The organism is Kitasatospora sp. NBC_01560 (assembly GCF_045208415.1).
GTDB lineage: Bacteria > Actinomycetota > Actinomycetes > Streptomycetales > Streptomycetaceae > Kitasatospora.
Genome location: NZ_CP109364.1, coordinates 4,018,701 through 4,043,343, shown reverse-complemented (window position 1 = coordinate 4,043,343; position 24,643 = coordinate 4,018,701). Strand labels below are relative to the sequence as shown.

18 protein-coding genes and 1 tRNA gene are annotated in these 24,643 nt (G+C 72.2%); 15 read left to right on the top strand and 4 right to left on the bottom strand.

Annotated features, from left to right (window positions below):
• Nucleotides 1-47 precede the first annotated feature (47 nt).
• From rplJ to OH807_RS17365, 13 genes are all read left to right on the top strand, one after another.
• A complete protein-coding gene (gene rplJ / locus OH807_RS17425) occupies nucleotides 48-611 on the top strand; it encodes a 50S ribosomal protein L10 (protein ID WP_406199602.1) in 564 nt (187 codons plus the stop codon).
• An 88-nt stretch (nucleotides 612-699) separates the two neighbouring features.
• Nucleotides 700-1,083 carry a 50S ribosomal protein L7/L12 gene (gene rplL, locus OH807_RS17420; RefSeq protein ID WP_406199600.1) on the top strand — a complete coding sequence of 128 codons (384 nt, stop codon included), beginning with the start codon at nucleotides 700-702 and terminating at the stop codon, nucleotides 1,081-1,083.
• Nucleotides 1,084-1,889: 806 nt separating this feature from the next.
• Entirely contained in the window at nucleotides 1,890-5,366 is a 3,477-nt protein-coding gene (gene rpoB, locus OH807_RS17415; protein WP_406199598.1) for a DNA-directed RNA polymerase subunit beta, read from the top strand.
• Nucleotides 5,367-5,469: 103 nt separating this feature from the next.
• The gene (locus OH807_RS17410; RefSeq protein ID WP_406199596.1) at nucleotides 5,470-9,360 is read left to right on the top strand and encodes a DNA-directed RNA polymerase subunit beta'; all 3,891 of its coding nucleotides are present in this window, start codon (nucleotides 5,470-5,472) and stop codon (nucleotides 9,358-9,360) included.
• Nucleotides 9,361-9,502: 142 nt separating this feature from the next.
• Nucleotides 9,503-9,576 (top strand) — tRNA-Met (locus tag OH807_RS17405).
• Nucleotides 9,577-9,778: 202 nt separating this feature from the next.
• Nucleotides 9,779-10,447 (top strand): hypothetical protein, encoded by a 669-nt coding sequence (locus OH807_RS17400; RefSeq protein WP_406199594.1) that lies wholly within the window; start codon nucleotides 9,779-9,781, stop codon nucleotides 10,445-10,447.
• A gap of 154 nt (nucleotides 10,448-10,601) precedes the next feature.
• Nucleotides 10,602-11,789 carry a sensor histidine kinase gene (locus OH807_RS17395; protein ID WP_406199592.1) on the top strand — a complete coding sequence of 396 codons (1,188 nt, stop codon included), beginning with the start codon at nucleotides 10,602-10,604 and terminating at the stop codon, nucleotides 11,787-11,789.
• Nucleotides 11,786-12,475 carry a response regulator gene (locus tag OH807_RS17390; protein ID WP_406199590.1) on the top strand — a complete coding sequence of 230 codons (690 nt, stop codon included), beginning with the start codon at nucleotides 11,786-11,788 and terminating at the stop codon, nucleotides 12,473-12,475. Before OH807_RS17395 ends, OH807_RS17390 begins: the two co-directional genes overlap by 4 nt.
• Before the next feature lie 130 nt (nucleotides 12,476-12,605).
• Complete coding sequence (locus tag OH807_RS17385) at nucleotides 12,606-13,214, top strand: hypothetical protein (protein ID WP_406199587.1); 609 nt, start codon at nucleotides 12,606-12,608, stop codon at nucleotides 13,212-13,214.
• Nucleotides 13,215-13,289: 75 nt separating this feature from the next.
• Nucleotides 13,290-14,030 carry an SIR2 family NAD-dependent protein deacylase gene (locus OH807_RS17380; protein ID WP_406199585.1) on the top strand — a complete coding sequence of 247 codons (741 nt, stop codon included), beginning with the start codon at nucleotides 13,290-13,292 and terminating at the stop codon, nucleotides 14,028-14,030.
• Between the two features lie 108 nt (nucleotides 14,031-14,138).
• Nucleotides 14,139-15,353 carry a cytochrome P450 gene (locus OH807_RS17375; RefSeq protein WP_406199583.1) on the top strand — a complete coding sequence of 405 codons (1,215 nt, stop codon included), beginning with the start codon at nucleotides 14,139-14,141 and terminating at the stop codon, nucleotides 15,351-15,353.
• A gap of 8 nt (nucleotides 15,354-15,361) precedes the next feature.
• Nucleotides 15,362-16,360 carry an ADP-ribosylglycohydrolase family protein gene (locus tag OH807_RS17370; protein ID WP_406199580.1) on the top strand — a complete coding sequence of 333 codons (999 nt, stop codon included), beginning with the start codon at nucleotides 15,362-15,364 and terminating at the stop codon, nucleotides 16,358-16,360.
• 58 nt (nucleotides 16,361-16,418) lie between these two features.
• Nucleotides 16,419-17,771: a serpin family protein gene (locus OH807_RS17365; RefSeq protein ID WP_406199578.1), complete on the top strand. Its 1,353-nt coding sequence runs from the start codon at nucleotides 16,419-16,421 to the stop codon at nucleotides 17,769-17,771.
• Between the two features lie 63 nt (nucleotides 17,772-17,834).
• On the opposite strand, the gene OH807_RS17360 is transcribed toward OH807_RS17365, so the two are convergent.
• The 4 genes from OH807_RS17360 to OH807_RS17345 form a co-directional block, all read right to left on the bottom strand.
• Entirely contained in the window at nucleotides 17,835-18,935 is a 1,101-nt protein-coding gene (locus OH807_RS17360) for an ADP-ribosylglycohydrolase family protein (protein WP_406199576.1), read from the bottom strand.
• 93 nt (nucleotides 18,936-19,028) lie between these two features.
• A complete protein-coding gene (locus OH807_RS17355) occupies nucleotides 19,029-20,339 on the bottom strand; it encodes a DUF2786 domain-containing protein (RefSeq protein ID WP_406199574.1) in 1,311 nt (436 codons plus the stop codon).
• A gap of 132 nt (nucleotides 20,340-20,471) precedes the next feature.
• Entirely contained in the window at nucleotides 20,472-22,118 is a 1,647-nt protein-coding gene (locus OH807_RS17350; RefSeq protein ID WP_406199572.1) for a transporter, read from the bottom strand.
• Entirely contained in the window at nucleotides 22,115-22,993 is an 879-nt protein-coding gene (locus OH807_RS17345) for an ABC transporter ATP-binding protein (RefSeq protein WP_406199570.1), read from the bottom strand. Before OH807_RS17345 ends, OH807_RS17350 begins: the two co-directional genes overlap by 4 nt.
• 238 nt (nucleotides 22,994-23,231) lie before the next feature.
• Between OH807_RS17345 and OH807_RS17340 the strand changes: the two genes are divergently transcribed.
• Complete coding sequence (locus OH807_RS17340; RefSeq protein ID WP_406199568.1) at nucleotides 23,232-23,828, top strand: DUF1707 and DUF4190 domain-containing protein; 597 nt, start codon at nucleotides 23,232-23,234, stop codon at nucleotides 23,826-23,828.
• 441 nt (nucleotides 23,829-24,269) lie between these two features.
• Nucleotides 24,270-24,641 carry a 30S ribosomal protein S12 gene (gene rpsL, locus OH807_RS17335; RefSeq protein WP_014144289.1) on the top strand — a complete coding sequence of 124 codons (372 nt, stop codon included), beginning with the start codon at nucleotides 24,270-24,272 and terminating at the stop codon, nucleotides 24,639-24,641.
• Nucleotides 24,642-24,643 lie beyond the last annotated feature (2 nt).

Below are 24,643 nucleotides of genomic sequence, written 5' to 3'. Positions count from 1 at the left end.
TTTCGCGGTCGGCCGGACTTCGACATCACGGAAGGAGGCGTAAGCCTATGGCTAGGCCCGACAAGGCTGCTGCCGTCGCCGAGATCGCGGACAAGTTCCGTGCCTCGAACGCGGCCGTGCTGACCGAGTACCGCGGTCTCACGGTGAAGCAGGTCAAGACTCTGCGTCGCTCGCTGGGTGACAACGCCCAGTACGCCGTGGTGAAGAACACGCTGACCAAGATCGCTGCCAACGAGGCCGGGATCACGGAGCTCGACGACCAGTTCAACGGTCCGACGGCTGTCGCCTTCGTCACCGGTGACCCGGTGGAGTCGGCGAAGGCTCTGCGTGACTTCGCCAAGGAGAACCCCGCACTCGTCATCAAGGGCGGTGTTCTTGATGGCAAGGCGCTGTCCGCCGATGACATCAAGAAGCTCGCGGACCTCGAGTCCCGCGAGGTGCTGCTCGCCAAGCTGGCGGGTGCCCTGAAGGGCAAGCAGTCCCAGGCTGCCGCGCTCTTCCAGGCCCTGCCGTCGAAGCTCGTCCGCACTGTGGACGCGCTGCGCGACAAGGTCGAGCAGGGCGGTGCCGGTACGCCGGCTCCCGCCGCCGAGGACGCGGCCGCCGAGTAATTCGGCAGGCTCACGCCTCGCTGCGGGCCCGTGCCCGCCCAACCCGTACATACGGCACCACCTGCCGATTTAGTGGAAGGACGCCATCATGGCGAAGCTGTCCCAGGACGAGCTGCTCGCGCAGTTCGAGGAGCTCACCCTCATCGAGCTCGCCGCCTTCGTGAAGGCCTTCGAGGAGAAGTTCGACGTCACCGCCGCTGCCCCGGTCGCCATCGCGGCCGGCGGCGCTGCGGGCCCCGCGGCCGAGGCCGTTGAGGAGCAGGACGAGTTCGACGTCATCCTCGAGGGTGCCGGCGACAAGAAGATCCAGGTCATCAAGGAGGTGCGCACCCTGACCTCCCTCGGCCTGAAGGAGGCCAAGGACCTCGTTGACACCGCCGGTGCCAAGGTCCTGGAGAAGGTTGCCAAGGACGTTGCCGAGAAGGCCAAGGCTGCCCTTGAGGGTGCCGGCGCCAAGGTCACCGTCAAGTGACTTCTCCCCGGCCATGACGGCCGGGAGGTGCCACCACGCCCCCTCTGAGGGGCTGGAGCTCCTGAGGCCGGGCCGATCACCCCTGCGGGTGGTCGGCCCGGCCTTTTTGCGTACCCGGGCCCGGGCCGGCCCCGCCGGCGGACGGCGGACGGCGGGGCGCCGGGCGGCCGGCCGGGCCGCCGCCCGGCGGTGGGCCGGCGGCGGTCGGGATTCCACCGGTCCGGCCGAGCGGGCACTCGGCACTGTCGGTGCGGGCGGGTATGGTGATCGATGTCATCGAGAGTGGCCCCCACCACGGCTTCTGTAACGCCGGGCGGGCTCGCGACGATAGACGGGTCGAGGTCCGAGCCGGAGGCGGGCCCTTGACGAACCAGGCGCGGCGCGCGATTCTCAAGGCGCGAGTTCGCCCGGTTGGTTCGGTGCTGGATGCATAACCAGCGCCTCCGGCGGGAAGTGACTCCACGTGAGTGGTGGAGGCCCGGGAGTTCCCGGGCCGGTGCAGTACCCGGTGGGCGTTCGCGTCCGCCGGCTACCGGGAGGAGTCTCCGATTCGGTTTCCGAATCAGAGCTGGACAGCAGTGTGCCGTTTGGCTACACTGTCCCTTTGCGCTGCCTGTTAGCTGCTCCGTGACTCGTCGCCCGGAGTTTGCGTTGCCCTGAAGGGGTCTGGCACCGCCTCCGCAAAGCGGCTTTGACCTGGGGTTTCGATCCCGGCAGAGGCCAGTGGCGCAGGGGTGGCACCAAACCCAAGAAGGCCCGGCCGGTACGCGCGTAGTGAGCTCCGAGCCCTCGGAAGGACCCCCCTCTTGGCCGCGCCGCGCAACGCCTCGAACAATTCCGCCGCATCCACCGCCCCGCTCCGCGTCTCGTTCGCGAAGATCAAGGAGCCCCTCGAGGTCCCGAACCTCCTGGCCCTGCAGACCGAGAGCTTTGACTGGCTGCTCGGGAACGCGGCCTGGAAGTCCCGGGTCGAGGCGGCCCTGGAGAGTGGTCAGGACGTCCCCACGAAGTCCGGTCTGGAGGAGATCTTCGAAGAGATCTCCCCGATCGAGGACTTCAGTGGGTCGATGTCGCTGACCTTCCGCGACCACCGTTTCGAGCCGCCGAAGAACTCGATTGACGAGTGCAAGGACCGCGACTTCACGTTCGCGGCCCCGCTCTTCGTCACGGCCGAGTTCACCAACAACGAGACCGGTGAGATCAAGTCTCAGACGGTCTTCATGGGCGATTTCCCGCTCATGACCCACAAGGGCACGTTCGTGATCAACGGCACCGAGCGTGTCGTCGTCTCGCAGCTCGTCCGTTCTCCGGGTGTGTACTTCGACTCCTCCCTGGACAAGGTGTCCGACAAGGACATCTACTCCTGCAAGGTCATCCCCTCGCGTGGTGCCTGGCTGGAGATGGAGATCGACAAGCGCGACATGGTCGGCGTCCGCATCGACCGCAAGCGCAAGCAGTCCGTCACCGTGCTGCTGAAGGCGCTCGGCTGGACCAACGAGATGATTCTCGAAGAGTTCGGCGAGTACGAGTCGATGCGCGCCACCCTGGAGAAGGACCACACCCAGGGCCAGGACGACGCGCTGCTCGACATCTACCGCAAGCTGCGTCCGGGCGAGCCGCCCACGCGCGAGGCCGCGCAGACGCTTCTGGAGAACCTGTACTTCAACCCGAAGCGCTACGACCTCGCGAAGGTCGGCCGTTACAAGGTCAACCGCAAGCTGGGCAACGCCGAGTCGCTGGACTCCGGCGTGCTCACCGAGCCCGACATCATCGGTGCGATCAAGTACCTGGTGAAGCTGCACGCGGGCGAGACCGAGTGGCGCGACAACGAGGGCCGGGACATCGTCGTCGAGGTCGACGACATCGACCACTTCGGCAACCGTCGCCTGCGCAACGTCGGCGAGCTCATCCAGAACCAGGTCCGTACGGGTCTCGCCCGTATGGAGCGCGTCGTGCGCGAGCGCATGACCACCCAGGACGTCGAGGCGATCACGCCGCAGACCCTGATCAACATCCGGCCGGTCGTCGCCTCCATCAAGGAGTTCTTCGGCACCAGCCAGCTGTCGCAGTTCATGGACCAGACGAACCCGCTGTCGGGCCTGACCCACAAGCGTCGTCTGTCCGCCCTCGGTCCCGGTGGTCTCTCCCGTGAGCGCGCCGGCTTCGAGGTCCGTGACGTGCACCCCTCGCACTACGGCCGCATGTGTCCGATCGAGACCCCCGAAGGCCCGAACATCGGTCTGATCGGGTCGCTGGCCTCCTACGGCCGGGTCAACGCCTTCGGCTTCATCGAGACCCCGTACCGCAAGGTCATCGAGGGTGTCGTCACCGAGCAGGTCGACTACCTCACGGCCGACGAGGAGGACCGCTACGTCATCGCGCAGGCCAACGCCCCGCTGACGGCGGAGCTGACCTTCGCCGAGCCGCGTGTCCTGGTCCGCCGCCGTGGCGGCGAGATCGACTACATCCCGGGCACCGAGATCGACTACATGGACGTCTCGCCGCGCCAGATGGTGTCGGTCGCGACCGCCATGATCCCGTTCCTCGAGCACGACGACGCCAACCGCGCGCTCATGGGCTCGAACATGATGCGCCAGGCGGTGCCGCTGCTGAAGAGCGAGGCCCCGCTGGTCGGTACCGGCATGGAGTACCGCTGCGCCGTCGACGCCGCGGACGTCATCACCGCCGAGAAGGCCGGTGTCGTCCAGGAGGTCTCGGCCGACTACGTCACCGTGGCCAACGACGACGGCACGTACACCACGTACCGCGCCGCCAAGTTCACCCGCTCGAACCAGGGCACCGCCTTCAACCAGAAGGTGCTCGTCGACGAGGGCGCCCGCGTCGAGGTCAACCAGGTCCTCGCCGACGGTCCCTGCACCGACGAGGGCGAGATGGCCCTCGGCAAGAACCTCCTCGTGGCGTTCATGTCGTGGGAGGGCCACAACTACGAGGACGCGATCATCCTGTCGCAGCGCCTCGTGCAGGACGACGTCCTCTCCTCGATCCACATCGAGGAGCACGAGGTCGACGCCCGTGACACCAAGCTCGGCCCGGAGGAGATCACCCGGGACATCCCGAACGTCTCCGAGGAGGTCCTCGCGGACCTCGACGAGCGCGGCATCATCCGCATCGGCGCCGACGTCGTCACCGGCGACATCCTGGTCGGCAAGGTGACGCCCAAGGGCGAGACCGAGCTGACCCCGGAGGAGCGTCTGCTCCGCGCGATCTTCGGCGAGAAGGCCCGTGAGGTCCGCGACACCTCGCTGAAGGTGCCGCACGGTGAGTCCGGCAAGGTCATCGGCGTCCGCGTCTTCGACCGCGAAGAGGGCGACGAGCTGCCCCCGGGCGTCAACCAGCTGGTCCGCGTCTACGTGGCCCAGAAGCGCAAGATCACCAACGGTGACAAGCTCGCCGGCCGTCACGGCAACAAGGGCGTCATCTCGAAGATCCTGCCGGTCGAGGACATGCCGTTCCTGGAGGACGGCACCCCGGTCGACATCATCCTCAACCCGCTGGGTGTCCCGTCCCGAATGAACCCGGGGCAGGTCCTGGAGATCCACCTCGGGTGGCTCGCCAAGCAGGGCTGGGACGTCTCCGGCCTCGCCGACGAGTGGGCCCAGCGCCTGCAGGCGATCGGCGCCGACACCGTCCAGGGCGGCACCAACCTCGCCACCCCGGTCTTCGACGGCGCCCGCGAGGACGAGATCACCGGCCTGCTGGACAACACCACCCTCACCCGTGACGGTGAGCGCCTGGTGAACTCCACCGGCAAGGCCCGGCTGTTCGACGGCCGCTCCGGCGAGCCGTTCCCGATGCCGGTCTCGGTCGGCTACATGTACATCCTCAAGCTGCACCACCTGGTCGACGACAAGCTCCACGCCCGTTCGACCGGCCCGTACTCGATGATCACCCAGCAGCCGCTCGGTGGTAAGGCGCAGTTCGGTGGTCAGCGATTCGGTGAGATGGAGGTGTGGGCCCTTGAGGCGTACGGCGCGGCCTACGCGCTGCAGGAGCTCCTCACCATCAAGTCCGACGACGTTCTCGGCCGCGTGAAGGTCTACGAGGCCATCGTCAAGGGCGAGAACATCCCCGAGCCCGGCATTCCCGAGTCCTTCAAGGTGCTCATCAAGGAAATGCAGTCGCTCTGCCTCAACGTGGAGGTGCTGTCCTCGGACGGCCAGTCCATCGAGATGCGGGACTCCGACGAGGATGTCTTCCGCGCCGCCGAGGAGCTCGGCATCGACCTGTCCCGGCGCGAGCCGAGCAGCGTCGAAGAGGTCTGACGGAGGCCGGGCCGGCTCTCCACCACTGGGAGCCGGCCCGCCCCCAGGCCCCCCTCAGACCACATGAACGACTCTCGACTTACGAAAGAGGGCTTGACGACCAGTGCTTGACGTCAACTTCTTCGACGAGCTCCGCATCGGCCTGGCCACCGCCGACGACATCCGCCAGTGGTCGCACGGCGAGGTCAAGAAGCCGGAGACCATCAACTACCGCACCCTGAAGCCCGAAAAGGACGGACTCTTCTGCGAGAAGATCTTCGGTCCGACCCGGGACTGGGAGTGCTACTGCGGCAAGTACAAGCGCGTCCGCTTCAAGGGCATCATCTGTGAGCGCTGCGGCGTCGAGGTGACCCGCGCCAAGGTGCGCCGTGAGCGGATGGGCCACATCGAGCTGGCCGCCCCGGTCACGCACATCTGGTACTTCAAGGGTGTCCCGTCCCGTCTGGGCTACCTGCTCGACCTGGCGCCGAAGGACCTCGAGAAGGTCATCTACTTCGCCGCCTACATGATCACCTGGGTGGACGACGAGCGTCGCCAGCGCGACCTCCCGTCCCTGGAGGCGCACGTCTCGGTCGAGCGCCAGCAGATCGAGAACCGCCGCGACTCCGACCTCGAGGCCCGTGCCAAGAAGGCCGAGACCGACCTGGCCGAGCTGGAGGCCGAGGGCGCCAAGGCCGACGTGCGCCGCAAGGTGCGCGAGGGTGCCGAGCGCGAGATGAAGCAGCTGCGCGACCGCGCGCAGCGCGAGCTCGACCGCCTCGACGAGGTGTGGGCCCGCTTCAAGAACCTCAAGGTCCAGGACCTCGAGGGCGACGAGCTGCTCTACCGTGAGCTGCGCGACCGCTTCGGCACCTACTTCTCCGGCTCGATGGGCGCGGCGGCCCTCAAGGACCGCCTCGAAACCTTCGACCTGGCGGAGGAGTCCGAGCGCCTGCGCGAGATCATCCGCACCGGCAAGGGCCAGAAGAAGACCCGTGCGCTCAAGCGCCTCAAGGTCGTCTCCGCGTTCCTGCAGACCACCAACAAGCCCAACGGCATGGTGCTGGACTGCGTCCCGGTCATCCCGCCGGACCTGCGTCCGATGGTGCAGCTGGACGGTGGCCGCTTCGCGACCTCCGACCTGAACGACCTGTACCGCCGCGTGATCAACCGCAACAACCGCCTGAAGCGCCTTCTCGACCTCGGTGCCCCCGAGATCATCGTGAACAACGAGAAGCGCATGCTCCAGGAGGCCGTCGACGCCCTGTTCGACAACGGCCGTCGTGGTCGCCCGGTCACGGGCCCCGGCAACCGTCCGCTGAAGTCCCTCAGCGACATGCTGAAGGGCAAGCAGGGTCGTTTCCGTCAGAACCTGCTCGGCAAGCGAGTCGACTACTCGGCCCGTTCGGTCATCGTCGTCGGCCCGCAGCTCAAGCTGCACCAGTGCGGTCTGCCCAAGGCCATGGCGCTGGAGCTCTTCAAGCCGTTCGTGATGAAGCGCCTGGTGGACCTCAACCACGCGCAGAACATCAAGTCGGCCAAGCGCATGGTCGAGCGCGCCCGCCCGGTCGTGTGGGACGTCCTCGAAGAGGTCATCGCCGAGCACCCGGTGCTGCTGAACCGTGCACCCACCCTGCACCGCCTCGGCATCCAGGCCTTCGAGCCGCAGCTGGTCGAGGGCAAGGCCATCCAGATCCACCCGCTCGTCTGCACCGCGTTCAACGCGGACTTCGACGGTGACCAGATGGCCGTCCACCTGCCGCTCTCCGCGGAGGCGCAGGCCGAGGCCCGCATCCTGATGCTGTCCTCGAACAACATCCTGAAGCCGGCCGACGGTCGCCCCGTCACCATGCCGACCCAGGACATGGTGCTCGGTCTGTTCTTCCTCACCTCGGACCGCGACGCCGTCAAGGGCGGCGGCCGCTCCTTCTCCTCGACCGCCGAGGCCGTCATGGCCTTCGACGCCAAGGAGCTGGACGTCCAGGCCGTCATCGACATCCGCCTGCCGATCGGCACCGTCCCGCCCCGTGGCTGGACCCCGCCGGTCGACGAGGACGGTCAGTCGAGCTGGTTCGAGGGCGAGTCCTTCCGCCTCCAGACCACCCTGGGCCGCGCGCTCTTCAACGAGCTGCTGCCCGAGGACTACCCGTTCGTCGACTACGAGGTGGGCAAGAAGCAGCTCTCCGCGATCGTCAACGACCTGGCGGAGCGCTACCCCAAGGTCGTCGTCGCGGCGACCCTGGACAACCTGAAGGCGTCCGGTTTCCACTGGGCGACCCGCTCGGGTGTCACCGTCTCGATCTCCGACGTCGTCGTCCCGCCGAGCAAGCCCCAGATCCTTGAGGGCTACGAGGCGAAGGCGGAGAAGGTCCAGCGTCAGTACGAGCGCGGCCTGATCACCAACGACGAGCGCAAGCAGGAGCTCATCGGCATCTGGACCCAGGCGACCAACGAGGTCGCCGAGGCCATGAACGCGAACTTCCCGAAGACGAACCCCATCTTCATGATGGTCGACTCGGGTGCTCGTGGAAACATGATGCAGATGCGTCAGATCGCCGGTATGCGTGGTCTGGTGTCGAACGCCAAGAACGAGACGATTCCCCGTCCCATCAAGGCGTCCTTCCGTGAGGGCCTCACCGTTCTCGAGTACTTCATCTCGACCCACGGTGCCCGTAAGGGTCTGGCCGACACCGCGCTGCGTACCGCCGACTCCGGCTACCTCACCCGTCGTCTGGTCGACGTCTCGCAGGACGTCATCATCCGCGAGGAGGACTGCGGCACCGAGCGCGGCCTCAAGCTGGCGATCGGCACGGTCGAGAACGGCGTCCTGCGCAAGACGGACGACGTCGAGACCAGCGTCTACGCCCGCATGCTCGCCGAGGACATCACGGTGGACGGCAAGCTCCTTGCCACCGCCAACACCGACCTCGGTGACGTGCTGATCGACGAGCTGATCCGCCACGGCATCAGCGAGGTCAAGACCCGCTCGATCCTGACCTGTGAGTCGGCCGTCGGCACCTGTGCCTTCTGCTACGGGCGCTCGCTGGCCACCGGCAAGCTGGTCGACATTGGTGAGGCGGTCGGCATCATCGCCGCCCAGTCCATCGGTGAGCCCGGTACCCAGCTGACCATGCGTACCTTCCACACCGGTGGTGTGGCCGGTGACGACATCACCCAGGGTCTGCCGCGTGTCGTCGAGCTCTTCGAGGCCCGTACCCCCAAGGGTGTGGCCCCGATCTCGGAGGCCTCCGGCCGGGTCCGCATCGAGGACACCGAGAAGACCCGCAAGCTGGTCGTCACGCCGGACGACGGCACCGACGAGATCGCCTACCCGGTCTCGAAGCGTGTGAAGCTGCTCGTCAGCGAGGGCGAGGCGGTCGAGGTCGGCCAGAAGCTGACCATGGGTGCCACCAACCCGCACGACGTGCTGCGGATCATGGGCCAGCGTGCCGTCCAGATCCACCTGGTCGCCGAGGTCCAGAAGGTCTACAACTCGCAGGGCGTGTCGATCCACGACAAGCACATCGAGATCATCATCCGGCAGATGCTCCGCCGCGTGACGATCATCGAGTCGGGCGACGCCGAGCTGCTCCCGGGCGAGCTCGTCGAGCGCGGCCGCTTCGAGACCGAGAACCGTCGTGTGGTCTCCGAGGGCGGTCACCCCGCCTCCGGCCGTCCGCAGCTGATGGGTATCACCAAGGCCTCGCTGGCCACCGAGTCCTGGCTGTCGGCCGCCTCCTTCCAGGAGACGACCCGGGTCCTCACCGACGCGGCGATCCACGCCAAGTCGGACCCGCTGCTGGGCCTCAAGGAGAACGTCATCCTCGGTAAGCTCATCCCGGCCGGTACGGGTCTGCCCCGCTACCGCAACATCCGGGTCGAGCCGACCGAGGAGGCCAAGGCCGCCATGTACTCGGCCGTCGGCTACGACGACTACGACCTGTCGCCCTTCGGCGCCGGCTCCGGCCAGGCCGTTCCGCTGGACGACTACGACTACGGCCCGTACACCGGCTGAGTCAGTCACCTCCGGCCCGTCCTCGGGCCGGGACCGCCGGGCGGTCACCCCTCACGGGGTGGCCGCCCGGCGGCGTTCCCGGGGCCGGCCGGGAAACCGATTAGGTTTCCCGGACGAACTCACGTAGAGTCGTGTTTACCGACGCGGGGTGGAGCAGCTCGGTAGCTCGCTGGGCTCATAACCCAGAGGTCGCAGGTTCAAATCCTGTCCCCGCTACAAATCGAAGGGCCCGGAGGCATTCAGCCTCCGGGCCCTTCGGCGTTCCCGGACGTCTCCGCGTCTCTCCGGGCCGCCGCACCGGTCCGGCTCCCCCGCGCGGGGGAGCCGGGGGAACCGCCCGGGCGGGCGAGGCGGCGGCGGGCCGGAGCGGAGGAGGCTCCTCGGTGTCGGAGCAGGGCGGACACGGAGGGGAACCGGGATGAAGCGGGTACTGGGAGCGATGGCGGTCACCGCGGCGGTGCTGGCCGGCACGTCGGGGTGCGTGTGGGACGACGAGGAGCGGCGGGACGTCGCCTACGGGGTGACCGGGCCGGTCCGGGTGCTGGTGGTCGAGGCGCACACCGGTGGGGTGACGGTGCGCGGCGGCGGGGACGCGGTGCGGGTGACCGAGCACCAGAGCTTCAAGGACGGCGAGCCGCGGAGCAGCCACGAGGTGCGGGACGGCACGCTGACCCTGGCCTACGACTGCGACGGGTGCGCGATCGGCTACGAGGTGGAGGTGCCGGCCGGGACGAAGGTCAGGATCGGGGCCGGGACGGGTGGGGTGCGGCTGAGCGGGCTGGCCGGCGAGGTCGAGGCGACGGTCAGCACGGGCGGGATCGAGGCGAGCGGGCTGACCTCGCCGACGGCACTGCTGCGGACCGGGACGGGCGGGATCGAGGCGGACTTCGCCGCCGCGCCGGTGAAGGTCGAGGCGCGGGCGGGGACCGGCGGGGTCCGGGTGCGGGTGCCGGCCGGTGACGCGTACGCGGTGGACGCGGGCGCGGAGACCGGCGGGGTGGAGGTCACGGTGCCGCGGCAGCCGGGGGCGCCGCGCAGCATCCTGGCGCGGGCCGAGGTCGGGGGCGTGACGGTCGCGCATGGGTGAGCGCGCCCTCGCGGGCCCGCCCGGCGCTCCACCGGGCCCGCCAGGTGCTCTCCCGGGCCCGCCAGGCGGCGGGCTCGGCGTACCGCTCCTGCTGCCGGTCGGGCATGATCTTCTCCGCGGGGGCGGCACGCCCGCGCACGGGGGAGGAGCTGCGATGGGGAGTGTGGCGCGCTGGTGGGCCCGCCTGGCCGGGGGGAGCCCGTACCTGCTGGACGTCCCGCTGGCCCTGTTCTCGTTCGGGGTCTCGCTCTGGTCCGTCCACAACGACGACGTCGCCCGGCCCTGGTGGATCTACCTGATGACGCTCGGCACGGCGCTGCCGCTGCCCTGGCGCCGCCGGGCACCGCTCACGGTGGCCGCGCTGAGCGGGCTGGCGTCCGTCCCGGTGTCGGTGATCGCCCACTCGGTGATGCCGCAGATCCCGGTGTACGCGGTGCTCACCGTCTACACGGTGGCCGACCGGGGCCGGGACTGGCAGCGCGGGCTGCTGCTGGGCGTCCTGGTGGTCTCCAACATCCTGGGCACCCACTCGGTCAACGGGGCGTTCTTCAGCCTGCTGCTGACCGTGGGCACCTTCGTCCTCGGCTCGCTGGTGCGCGAGCTGCGCCGGCTGGCCCGGGTCGAGGCGGAGCGGGCGCGGGAGGCCGGGCAGCGGGCGGCCAGCGACGCGGCGCGCGCGGTGGCCGAGGAGCGGGCCAGGATCGCCCGGGAGATGCACGACATCCTGGCGCACGCCGTCTCGCTGATGGTGATCCAGGCGGAGGCCGGGCCGCTGGTGGTGCACCGCGACCCCGAGCGGGCGATCCGGACCTTCGACACCATCGCCGACTCGGGCCGCGACGCGATGGTGCAGCTGCGGCGGGTGCTCGGGGTGCTGAAGGAGGAGGGGGCGGCGCCCGAGCTGGCGCCGCAGCCGCGGCTGGCCGAGCTGGCGGCGCTCGCCGAGCGGGTGCGCGGGGCCGGGCTCCGGGTCGGCCTGGAGCTCGGCACCGGGGCGGGGCCGCTGCCGGCCGACGTCGAGGCGGCCGCGTACCGGATCGTGCAGGAGGCGCTGACCAACACGGTGAAGCACGCCGGTGCCTCGTCCGTCGAGGTCCGGGTGGTCCGGACGGGGGAGGAGCTGACGGTGGTGGTGTCCGACGACGGGCGCGGGCTGCGGCAGCGGGCCGACCGGGCGGTGAGCGACTGGTCCGGCGGGCGCGGGCTGGTCGGGATCCGGGAGCGGGCGGCGGCCTGCGGCGGCCTGGCCGAGGCCGGTCCGGGGCCGGCCGGCAGGGGTTTCCTGGTGAGCGCCCGGCTGCCGGTGGGTGCAGCGGGCCGGACGGAGAGGGTGGGCGGATGACGCCGATACGGGTCGTGGTCGCGGACGACCAGGAGCTGGTGCGGGCCGGGTTCGGGATGATCCTGGACGCGCAGCCGGACATCGAGGTGGTCGCCGAGGCCTGCGACGGTGCCGAGGCGGTGGAGGCGGTCCGCGAGCACGGCCCGGACGTGCTGCTGCTGGACGTCCGGATGCCGGTGATGGACGGCCTGGAGGCGGCCCGCCGGGTCTGCGCGGAGTACCCGGCGACGAAGGTGATCATGCTGACCACCTTCGACATCGACGACTACGTGTTCGACGCGCTGTACGCGGGGGCGAGCGGCTTCCTGCTGAAGGACGTCCGCCGGGACGACCTCGCGCACGGGGTGCGGATGGTGGCCTCCGGCGACGCGCTGCTGGCGCCCTCCGTGACCAGGCGGCTGATCGGCGAGTTCGCCGCACGCCGCCCGGGCGGGCCGGACCGGTCGGCGCTGGGCGTCCGGGCGCCGTCGCGGCTGCTGGAGCAGCTGACGGTGCGCGAGCAGGAGACGCTGCGGCTGCTGGCGCGCGGGCTCTCCAACGCGGAGATCGCGGCCGAGCTGGTGGTGAGCGAGCACACCGTGAAGACGCACGTCAGCAATGTGCTGAGCAAGCTCGGGCTGCGCGACCGGGTGCACGCGGTGGTGTTCGCGTACGAGGCGGGGGCGGTCGTCGCGGGGGAGGCCTGAGGCCGGCGTACCGGTGCCTCCCCCGCACGGGGGAGCCGCCGCTTTCACCGGCGCGGGCGATCCGCGACGAGGGGGCCGGCCGACAGCATCCGGGGTGTCGGAATCGGAACCCGCAGACCGGAGATCACTCGTGGACAGCACGAAGCGCGACCGCCTCACCCCGTACGCCGTCGTCGGCGGCCCCGCCCTGATGGCGCTCTACGGCGGCATCCGGCTGCTGGCCGGCTCCCGCGACCCGGGGCCCGGCTGGCTGGTCGGCCACAGCCTGATGCTGGCCGGGCTGCTGCTGTTCGGCCCGGTGCTCACGGCGCTGCACGGGCGGCTCTCACCACGCGGAGCGGCGGGCCGGATCGCCGCCGGCACGCTCACGGGGGTGGCCTTCGCGGGCCTGGCGGCCTCGGTGGTGCAGATCGGCATCGACCTGTACGTCGGGGCGGTGGCCGTCGACAAGGCGGACCAGCACCGGCTGTTCGACCGCGTCCAGAGCCACCCCGGGGTGCTGCCGGCCTTCTACTCGGTGGGCCCGCTGCTGTTCTACGTCGGACTGCTGGCGCTGCTGACCGCCGCCTCGGTGGGCCCGGCGCGCGTGCTGCGCTGGTGGAGCCCGGTGCTGGTGCTGTGCGGCGTCGCGATGACGGCGGCCGACCTGGCGCTGATCCCGCCGGCCGCCGTGCTGTTCCTGGTGGCGCTGGCGCCGCTGGCGGGCTTCGGCGGGGCCCGGCGGTCCGCGGTCGCCTGACCCCCCGGCAGGACGGCCCGGTGCCCGTGGATTTTCGGTGGCGGGCGGGAGGCCCGGGCCCGTACCGTCCGGGGCATGAACGCGAAGCGCCCGCTGATCGCCGTGCTCACCGGCGCCGGGATCTCCACCGACTCCGGCATCCCCGACTACCGCGGCCCGAACGGACTCTGGCAGCGCGACCCGAAGGCCCAGGAGCTCGTCACGATCGGCCCGTACCTGGCCGATCCGGACGTCCGCCGCCGGGCCTGGCTGATGCGCCGGGACGTGGGTGCGCTCGCCGCCGAGCCCAACGCCGGGCACCGCGCACTGGTCGACCTGGAGCGCAGCGGGCTGCCGTTGCGGGTGCTCACCCAGAACATCGACGGCCTGCACCAGCGGGCCGGGCTGACGGCCCGCAAGGTGCTCGAACTGCACGGCACCGCACGGGAGGTGCAGTGCGTCGACTGCCGGGCGGTCGGGCCGACGGAGGAGACGCTGGAGCGGGTGACGGCGGGCGAGCCGGACCCGCCCTGCCGGGCGTGCGGCGGTGTGCTCAGGCCCCGCACGGTGATGTTCGGCGAGGAGCTGGACCAGGCCGTCCTCCAGCAGGCCGAGTCCGTGGCCAAGGCCTGCGACGTCTTCGTCGCGGTCGGCACCAGCCTGCAGGTCTTCCCGGTGGCCGCGCTGCCGTTCGTCGCGGTGAAGGCCGGCGCCCGGCTGATCATCGTGAACGGCGAGCCGACGCCGTTCGACGAGGCCGCGGCCGAGGTGGTCCGCGAGCCGATCTCCACCGCGCTGCCGGCCCTGGTCCGCAGGCTGGTGCGGGAACGGGCCTGAGACGCCCCTGCTTCGTCCGGTCCGGTCCCGTGCGGGCCTGGACCGGACGGGCTGCGTGCGTACGATGATCACCCCGGCTCCCCCCTCACGGCCTGGAGTGATCGAGCAGTGACGACGACGGCGAAGTTCGACCCCTGGTCCGCGGCCTTCGTGGCCCACCCGTACGACGCGTACGCCGAGCTGCGCGCGCACGCACCGGTGACGTACTACGAGCCGACCGGCCAGTGGCTCGTCTCCCGGCACGAGGACGTCGCCGCGCTGCTGCGGGACCGGCGGCTCGGGCGGACGTACACCCACCGGTTCACCCACGAGGAGTTCGGGCGGCCGACGCCCGATCCGGCGCACGAGCCCTTCCACACGCTCAACGACCACGGGCTGCTCGACCTGGAGGCGCCGGACCACACCCGGATCCGGCGGCTGGTCTCCAAGGCCTTCACCCCGCGGATGGTCGAGGGGCTCCGGCCGACCGTGCGGCGGCTGGCCGGCGAACTGGTCGACGGGCTGCTCGCGGACGGCGGCGGCGACCTGATCGCCGCCGTCGCCGAGCCGCTGCCGGTCGCGGTGATCGCCGAGATGCTCGGCGTCCCCGAGCCGGACCGCCACCTGCTGCGCCCGTGGTCCGCCGACATCACCGGCATGTTCGAGCTCAACCCGACCGAGGAGGCCGCCCGCCGGGCCGTCACCGCGAGCGTCGAGTTCTCCGACTACCTGCGCGCCCTGATCCGCGAGCGCCGGACCGACCCGGGCGGCGACCTGATCAGCGCGCTGATCCGGGCCCAGGAGGGCACGGACGCGCTCAGCGAGCAGGAGATGGTCTCCACCTGCGTGCTGCTGCTCAACGCCGGCCACGAGGCGACCGTCAACACCACCGGCAACGGCTGGTGGGCGCTGTTCCGCAACCCGGACGAGCTGGCCCGGCTGCGCGCCGACGTCGACGGCCTGCTGCCCACCGCCGTCGAGGAACTGATGCGCTGGGACACCCCGCTGCAGATGTTCGAGCGCTGGGTCCTGGAGGACGTCGAGATCCGCGGCGTCACCGTCCCGCGCGGCTCCGAGATCGCCCTGCTCTTCGGCTCCGCCAACCGCGACCCGGCCCGCTTCGCCGACCCGGACCGGCTCGACCTCGGCCGCACCGACAACCCGCACGTCACCTTCGGCGCCGGAATCCACTTCTGTCTGGGCGCCCCGCTCGCCAGAATGGAGCTCGCCGAGTCGTACGGCGCACTGCTGCGCCGGGCGCCGGGCCTGCGGCTCGTCCGCGAGCCCGCGTGGCGCCCGGGGTACGTGATCCGGGGGCTGGAGGAACTGCACGTCGAGATCTAGGGGGAGTCGTGGGCAAGGCGACGGGAACACTGCTGGGCCTGGCGATCGGGGACGCGCTGGGCCGGCTGACGGAGTTCCGCACGATCGAGATGATCGCCGCCTACGAGGGCCGCGACTGGCGCCGGCTCCCGCTGCCGGAGAAGGCGCTCGTCACCGACGACACCCAGATGACGCTCGCCCTCGGGCGAGGCCTGCGCACCGCCCTGGAGCGCGGGCCGCTCGGCCCGCTGCGCCTGGAGCGGCCGCTGCGCGAGGAGTTCGTCGAGTGGTCCCGCTCGCCCGAGAACAACCGGGCCCCCGGGATGACCTGTCTGCGCTCCTGCCAGCGGCTCTCCACCGGCCGCCGCTGGCAGCTGGCGAGCGACATCGGCTCCAAGGGCTGCGGCGCCAACATGCGGGTCGCCCCGATCGGCCTGGTGGCCGAGCTGACGACGCGCCAGCTCTCCGGCGCCGCCCAGCTGCAGTCCGCGCTGACCCACGGCCACCCGACCGCGCTCGCGGCGAGCGACCTCACCGCCTACGCCGTCCGCAAGCTCGCCGAGGGCCTGCCGCCGGCCGGGCTGACCGCCGTCCTGCGGGCGTACGCGCTGGCGAACCGCACCCGGTACGACGAGTTCTGGCTCGGCGACCTCGCGGCCCAGGCCCACGACCACTCGCCGGAGAAGTTCGTCGCCCGCGGCTGGGACGAGTGCCTCGGTGTGCTCGACCGCCTGGACGCGGCGCTGGCCGATCCCGACGTCGAGGCGGACCCGTGCCTGGCCACCGGCGAGGGCTGGATCGCCGAGGAGGCGCTCGCCACCGGTCTGCTCTGCTTCCTGATGCTGCCGGAGGACCCGGTGGCCGCCGTCCGCCGGGCCGCCTACTCCTCCGGGGACTCCGACTCGATCGCCTGCCTGACCGGCGCCTTCGCCGGCGCCCACCTCGGCGGGCAGGCCTGGCCGGCCGACTGGGTGGAGCGGATCGAGTACCGCGACGAGCTGCTGGAGCTTGGCGCGCTCTGGGACTGAGCGGCGCGGCCCGCCCCGGCGGAGGGAACCGCCCGGGCGGGTGCCGCGTCGAACCGCCATGACCAGTCGAACCAGCCGGACCAGTCGAACCCACCCGACCGGCCGCCGCCCGGCGGTCCTGCTCCTCGCCGCGACCCTCACCGCGGCCCTCGCCACGCCGCTGCTGCTCGCCGGCTGCGGATCCACCGCCGCCGCGCCCGTCGTCGTCCGCGCCACCACGCCCGCCTCGCTGCCGGCCCCCGACCCGGCGCAGGTCGCCGCGACCGCGGCCGCCACCGACGCCTTCGGCCTGGACCTGCTGCACACCCTCACCGCCGCGCCCGACCAGGCGGGCCGCAACCAGGTGCTCTCGCCGTCCGGGCTGGCCACCGTGCTCGCCCTGCTGCTGCCCGGCGCCCGCGGCACCACCGCCGACGAGCTTGCCAAGGCCCTGCACACCGGCCTCACCCCGCAGCAGTACGCCCTCGCCACCGGCGCGCTCAATCGCCGGATCCCGCCCACCGACGGGCTGACCCTGCGCCAGGCGGACGACCTCTGGGCCCAGGAGGGCCTCCCGCTCTCCGCGGACTACCTGGCCACCCTCGCCGCCGCGTTCGACACCGGCGTGCACACCGTCGACTTCGCGAAGGACCCGGAGGGTGCCCGCAGGACCGTCAACGCGGCCGTGGAGAAAGCCACCGAGGGCCGGATCAAGGACCTCTTCCCCGAGCGGACGATCAACTCCGACACCCGGCTGGCGCTCACCGACGCGCTCTACCTGAAGGCGAAGTGGGCCACCCCGTTCAAGGCCGCGCAGACCGCCGACAAGCCGTTCCACCGCCTGGACGGCTCGACCCCCGTGGTCAGCACGATGGGGCAGGCCGGCACCTTCCGCTATGCCGACGGCTCCGGCGGGATCCTCGGCCAGCCCTGGCAGGCTGTCGAACTCCCCTACGCGGAGGGCGGGCTGGTGATGGATCTGCTGGTGCCCGCGCAGGGCGGCTTCGCGGAGTTCACCAAGAGCCTGGACCAGGCCCGGCTGGACGGCATCCTGGGCGCACTCGCCGAGCGGTCCGTCGACCTGACGCTGCCGCGCTTCCACGTCGACACGGCCAACGAGCTGACCCCGGCGCTGCGCGCGCTCGGTGTCAACGCCGCCTTCGACGCTGCCGACCTCGGGGGCATCCCCGCGCAGGGCGTGAACCAGGCACTGAAGGTCGGCACCGTCGTCCAGAAGGCCACCATCACGGTGGACGAGGCGGGGACGGTGGCGGCCGCCGGCAGCGGCGTCGGCGTGGACGTGGCGGCCGCGTCGGCGCCGAAGCGGCCCGTGGAGCTGCACGTCGACCGGCCGTTCCTGTTCCTGGTCCGGGACACCGGCACCGGCCGGCCGCTCTTCCTCGGCCAGGTCACCGACCCGCAGGCCGGCTGACCGGCCGACCGGCCGCGGGCGGGGCCGCCGCCCGCGGACCGGGCCGCACCGGGACGGCCCCGGCTACCAGGCCGGGTAGCGGCCGCCTAGTGCCGGGTGCGCGGGCTCCCGGCTGCCGAACAGCACCAGCAGGTCGTCGGCGACCCGCAGCAGCGTCTCGTTGCCCTCCACGGCCTCCGTCCAGGCGGTCGGGAGGGCGGCGGCGCCGTACGCCGCGCCGACCAGGTTGCCGCAGACCGCGCCGGTGGAGTCGCTGTCCCCGGAGTGGTTCACCGAGAGCAGCAGCGCCGTCCGGGCCGGGTCGGGGCCGGAGTCGGCGGCCAGCAGGCAGTACACGGCGATGGCCAGGCACTCCTCGGCGATCCAGCCCAGCCCGACCCGCTCCACCGCCTCCGCCGAGGGGTCGGACTCCTGGGCCACCCGCACCGCCCGGGCCAGCGCCTGCACGGTCTCCTTGGAGCCCGGGAGGTCCCTGGTCTGCTCGACGGTGTCGCCGACCGCCGCCCACGGCTCCACCCCGTTCGCCAGCCGCTCGACCAGCGAGGCGAACGCGCCCGCCGCCAGGTAACCGGTCGGGTGCCCGTGGGTGAGCTGCGCGCACTGCGCGGCCAGCCCGAAGGACTGCTCCGCGCCCAGCCGGGCCAGCCCGAACGGCGCCGAGCGCATCACCGTGCCGCACCCCTTGGAGTGCGCGTTGACCGGCCCCGGCTGCCCGAACGGCGCCGGCGCCTGGAACTCCGGGTGGTAGGAGACCCCGGTCAGGCAGGCGTTGCCCGGCGCCCGCCGCGCGTACAGGAAGGGCTGGCGCAGCAGCCAGCCGTCGTACGGCCGGGGCAGCGGCTGCTGGTCCGGCGCACCCTGGTTCTGCGTCAGCAGCCAGCGACGGTAGGCACCGTGGACGGCGTCCGGCACCGAACCGCCGCCGCCCGACCAGCCCCGGACGAAGCCGCGGATCAGGCCCTCGGCGGTGAACAGCGTCATCTGGGTGTCGTCGGTGACCTCGGCGATCCGGCCCCCGGACGGCAGCCCGGTCACTCCGTCCGGGCCGTACCGCTCCCGGATCTGGTCCAGCTGCTGGAACTCCACCGGCCAGCCCAGGGCGTCCCCGACCGCCCCGCCGATCAGCGCCCCGCGCACCCGGTCCGGGTACCCCGCCTCCGTCACCGCCACCACCGTCCCCCCTCGCTCGTACCGGAGTCCGTTCTATCAGGCGGCGCCGGCCGGACGCCCGGGGCCGCCCCGGCGGGCCGGCCCGCCCTACGGACGGATCTCGCCGGCCCGTCCGTGCAGGGCGGCCCGGTCGGCGGCCGCGCGGCCGGCCGCCCAGCCCTCGCCGTCGCTCACCCGGACCCGCTGCGAGACCAGCTTCGGGAACATCCGCCCGACCTCCTGGTCGACCGCCTCGCTGCGCGCGGCCAGGGCCGGCAGCAGCCGCTCGTCCGGCACCAGCTGCTCCTCGGTGCCGTCCTCGCGCAGGTGCCGGCCGGCCGCCGCGTCGCTGGTCGCCCGGTCGGTGGCGGCGGCCAGCCGCTCGCGGATCCGGGCGGCGTACGCCACCAGGAACGAGTGCCGGAAGGCCTTGGTGCGGGAGGCGCCGTCCAGGTGCTGGCGCGAGCCGGCCCGGTGCATCGCGTGCGTGGCCTGCACCAGCAGCGAGGTGTACAGCAGCTCGACGCCGTCCAGGTCGCCGTCGAAGCCGATGATGGTGCAGAAGCCGAACTCCTTCGCCCAGATCACCCGGCAGCGGTTGGCCGCCGCCACCGCGTCCAGCAGCATCGTCTTCGGTCCCTCGTACGGGTTGTCCACGCCGATCCGCAGCGCCGCGGGGGTGTTGCGGTCCGCCCCGGCGACGGCCAGCAGCGCCTCGTCGATGCTGTGCTGCGCCATCAGCTGCTGGGCCTTGGCGGTCAGCGCCTCGGCCTCCTCCGGGTACTCGGTGGACTCGGCCTTCGCCAGCAGGGCCCGGATCCGGGAGAGCATCCGCGGCTCGCCCGCCACCGGCCCGGGCGCGGGCCGGTCCGCCCGGGGCACGCCGCCGCGGCCGGGGGCCGGGCCGACCGGGGAGATCGGGGGCAGCCGGCCCCACACCCGCACCAGCTCCAGCACGGCGGTGGCCAGCGCGAAGCGGTCCAGCCGGTGCCGGTGGGCGAACGCGGCGAGGTACTCCTCGTCCGCCTGCCACCAGACGGCGCACTCCAGCTCGCGCAGCTGCTCCTGCCAGCGCCGGTCCGCGGCCGCTGCCGGGTGGCGGCGCCCTTCGGCGGCGATCAGGTCGACGGCGAGCGCCAGGTGCACCGGCTTCAGCTCGCGGCGCACCACCCGGGCCAGGTCGGCCGGGCGCCAGCCCGCCGACCAGCACCGCCCGACCGCGACGTCGGCGTGGCCCAGCAGGGCCCGGCTCACCGCCGGCCACTGCGCGGGCGAGGCCGCCAGCAGCGAGGCCCCGGTGTCCAGGGCGAGGTCCAGCGTCTCGTCCGGTGCGGCCAGCACGGCCCCCACCGCACGTTCCAGCAGTGGCCCGGCGCTCTCGTCCGACCCGGCCCGCCCGGGCTGCCTGCGCTTTCCCACGGTGTTGCCCGCTCTCCTCGTACCCGCCCTGCGGTCAGGACAGCCTCCCGCCCATGATGCCGGAGCGCCCGGCCCCGCGACGGGGACCGGGCGCTCGGGGCCCTCCGCGGGGCCGGGGGCGGTGCGCCGCCGTCAGCGTTCGACGGTCTTGGCGAGGATCTCCGGGATCCGCTCCAGCAGCCGGCCGGCGGCGAGGCGGACGCCGAGGACGGCGACCAGGGCGCCGTACAGCGGTCCGAGCAGGAGCACCGGCCAGGCCGGGCCGTCGGTGACCAGGGCCCAGCCGAGGTAGCCGCCCACCGGCGCGGCCAGCAGGGCGGCGCCGAACATCGAGCCGAAGCTGTTCAGCATCACCAGGCCGCCCTGGCCGGGGGCGGCGTTGCGCATCGGGTTGCTGTCGGACGGCATCGTGTACGGCGCCAGCACGCTGAGCACCGCGCCGACCGCGAGACCGCAGCCGAGCAGGGTGAACGCCGTGCCGAGGGCCGGGGCCAGCCCGGCCCAGTCACCGGTGACGGCGGCCAGCCCCACCCCCAGCACCGTGGTGACCGGCAGGGCGTAGGAGAGCACCGCGTAGGCCCGGCCGCGCAGCTCGGCCCGGGCGTCGGCGGGGGTGAGCAGGGTGGCGGCGACCATCCAGAACGCCGAGCCGTCCATGCCGAACAGGTTGAGCATCTGCAGGCCGAGGAAGAGCCCGGTCGCCGCGATCAGGTAGACGGTGGACCAGCCCTGGACGACCGACAGCACGCAGACCACCAGGGTCATCCCGATGCTGGTGAAGACGGCGGCCTTGGCGCGCGGCTCCCGCCAGGCGTAGCGCAGGTGACGCTGCATCACCGCGCCGGCCCGGCCGGCGGGCAGGAAGCCCCAGCCGCGCGAGCTCTGCACGCCGCGCGCCACCTCCAGGGTGGAGGCGTCCGCGGTGACCATCAGCTGCTGGAGGCTGGCCCGCCACCAGCGCAGCAGCAGCACCAGCAGCGCGGCGGTGCCGGCGAGCTGGAGCAGCGCCAGGCCGTACCGGCCCTCGCCCGCGGTGCGGGCGGCGTCCACCGCGGAGACCGGCGGCACCCAGCGCACCACCGAGGCGATCGGCGCGAGCGGGGAGAGGTCGAGGCCGTGGTCGCCGGGCTTGCCGAAGACGCTCTGCGAGCCGACGTTGGCGACCTGGATCAGCAGGGCGAAGAGCAGCCCGCCGAAGATCGCGAAGTCCTTGCCGCGCCGGCTGGAGAGCAGCCGGGCGTTGCCGGCCGCGACCGAGCGGGAGAGCGTCACCAGGCAGAGCACGGCCAGCGGGACGCCGATCAGGGCGGCCACCGCCGAGGCGGCGCCGTCCGCGCCGGACAGCGCCGCGCCGGTGACCAGCACCAGCGAGACGAGCGGCCCGGGCCCGATCAGCGCGGCCAGCACCGAGCCGCGCAGCAGCGGTGCGGGCCGCAGCGGCAGCATGGTGAGCCGGGTCGGGTCGGCGCTCTCGTCGCTGGAGAAGAGGAAGAGCGGCAGGGCGGCCCAGCCGATCGTGAGCACGCCGACCAGCATCACGCCGGCGTCCCCGGCGCCGGCGTGCCCGTTGAGCAGGGCCATGGCGAGGGCCACCGCGGCGGCGAACAGCAGGCCGAGCAGGGCACCGATGACGTAGACGGCGGCCCGGCCGCGGCTGCGGCGCAGGCCGTTGCGGAGCAGCCGGAGCTTGAGGGCGACGAGTGCGCGGACGACCGTGCGCCCGTCGGGCACCGGTGCGGTGGCGGCGCGGACGCCGGTGGTGGCGGGGGAGGGGCTCACCGCTGCTCGCCCCCGGTACCGGCGGCGTCGCCGTCGAGCCGTGCCTCGCCGGCCGGCGCCTCGTCGCCGCGTCCGCCGCCGAGCCAGCCGAGCGCCTGCCCGTCGTCCTCCCGCACGCCGATCAGGTCGAGGAAGGCCTCGTGCAGGCTGTGCTCGCCGCGGACGGTGTCCAGCGGGCCCTGGGCGATCACCCGGCCGGCGTTGACGACGGCGACCCAGTCGCAGAGCTGCTCGACCAGCTCCATGACGTGGCTGGAGAACACGACGGTGGAGCCCGCCGCGGCGTACCGCTTGAGCACTCCTCGGATGGTCTGGGCGGAGACCGGGTCGACACCCTCGAAGGGCTCGTCGAGGAAGAGCACGTCGGGGTTGTGCAGCAGCGCGGCGGCCAGGCCGATCTTCTTGCGCATGCCGGTGGAGTAGTCGGCGACCAGCTTGTCGGCGTGGCCGGCGAGGTCGAGGACGGTCAGCAGCTCCTCGGCCCGGCGGTCCACCTCGGCGCCGGGCAGGCCGCGCAGTCGCCCGTTGTACTGGAGCAGTTCGCGGCCGCTGAGCCGTTCGAACATCCGCAGGCCCTCGGGCAGGATGCCGATCCGGGCCTTGGCCGCGACCGGGTCGCCCCAGACGTCGGAGCCGTGGATCAGCACGGTGCCCTGGTCCGGCCGGAGCAGACCGGTGGCCATCGACAGGGTGGTGGTCTTGCCGGCGCCGTTCGGGCCGACCAGTCCGATGAACGCACCGGCCGGCAGCTCCAGACTGAGCCCGGCCACGGCGGCCTGGCTGCCGAAGTGCTTCCACAGCCCTTGGATGCTCACGGCCGACCGGGGGGCGGGCCCGGTGGCGGGGGCGGGGGACGGCGGCGCTGACGCCTGCATGATGGCCTTCTCTGCTGGTCGGTGCGGGTGCTGACGGATGATCCGGTCGACAGCCTGCCACTGCGCCGGGCGGGCTGTCGCCCGACTTGATGGTCCTCTGAGGGTCCGGTCCGAGCGGGCGGCAGTGCCGCACTGTCCGGAGCCGGTCGCCGAAAACGGCAACTACTCGGAGGCGGGGATCGTCCTGCACTATGAGAGGCGACGGGCGGAGCGCTCGTCGGGGTGTCGGAGGTGGCGGATGGGCGTTCAGCCGTGGGGCGAGCAGGGCCACGGTCAGGGGGGCCCGCCGTCGCAGGTGCCGCCCGTGCCGTACGCCAAGCCGTGGCCGGTCGCATCCCCGGCGCCGGCGCCCCAGCCGGCCGTGCACCTGCACCAGTCGCAGATGCGGGCGGCGCACGCGGACCGCGACCGCACCGTCGACGTGCTGAAGGCCGCGTTCGCCGAGGGCCGGCTCACCGCCGACGAGTACGGCCAGCGCTTCGACGCGGCGAGCAGCGCGCAGACCTACGGCGAGCTCACCCGGCTGGTGGCCGATCTGCCGTCCGGCCCGATGGTGACGCCGGTGCCGATGGCGGCCCAGCCGGTGCCGCAGACCTTCCTGCCGCCGCCGGTCATGATGCCGCTGCCGCGGCCGACCAACAGCGCGGCCGTGACGTCCCTGGTGCTCGGCCTGCTCGGGCTCGGGCTGCCCGCGGTGATCGCCGGCCACGTCGCCAAGGGCCAGATCCGCGAGCGCCGGGAGGACGGCGACGCGATGGCCACGGTCGGCCTGGTGCTCGGCTACGTGGAGTGCGTCTTCTGGTGCCTGTTCTGGGTGGCGGTGCTGGCGGTCTGACGCGCGCCCGCGCCGGCCCCGGGCGGCGCCGCTCCGGCGGCGCCTCCGGTGGCGGCGCCCGTCCGGGTGTGGTAGAGCGGCAGGAGAGAGGTCCGACACCGGGCGGCCGCGTGCGGGACACCCGGGCGACACTCGGCCGAGGGCCACGACCTGCGGCGTTGCATTTGTTTTGACCGAGCCCGATGCGCTAGGTACGCTCTGACCTTGTGCCTGGGGTGTCCCCGGGTCCTTGTGCGTGCATGCACACCGGTCGCCGCGCCAAGCCGGAGCGCCTTTTCGGCGCGCCGCGCGTGAGCGCCGTCGCTGTACAGCAGCCCATGGGATTCCGTACCGGAATAAGCCCAACACACCCGACCGCGTGGGTCGACCACGGGGTCGTGTGCAACGGGAACACCGCAGGTTAGTTCCACCAAGCCTTGGCACACAGAAAACGGAGAAACGGTGCCTACGATCCAGCAGCTGGTCCGAAAGGGCCGGCAGGACAAGGTCGAGAAGAACAAGACTCCCGCGCTGAAGGGTTCCCCGCAGCGCCGTGGGGTCTGCACGCGTGTGTACACGACCACCCCGAAGAAGCCGAACTCGGCGCTTCGCAAGGTCGCCCGTGTGCGCCTCACCAGCGGGATCGAGGTCACCGCTTACATTCCGGGCGAGGGCCACAACCTGCAGGAGCACTCCATCGTGCTGGTGCGCGGTGGTCGTGTGAAGGACCTTCCTGGTGTCCGCTACAAGATCATCCGCGGCTCCCTTGACACCCAGGGTGTCAAGAACCGCAAGCAGGCCCGCAGCCGCTACGGCGCCAAGAAGGAGAAGTAAGA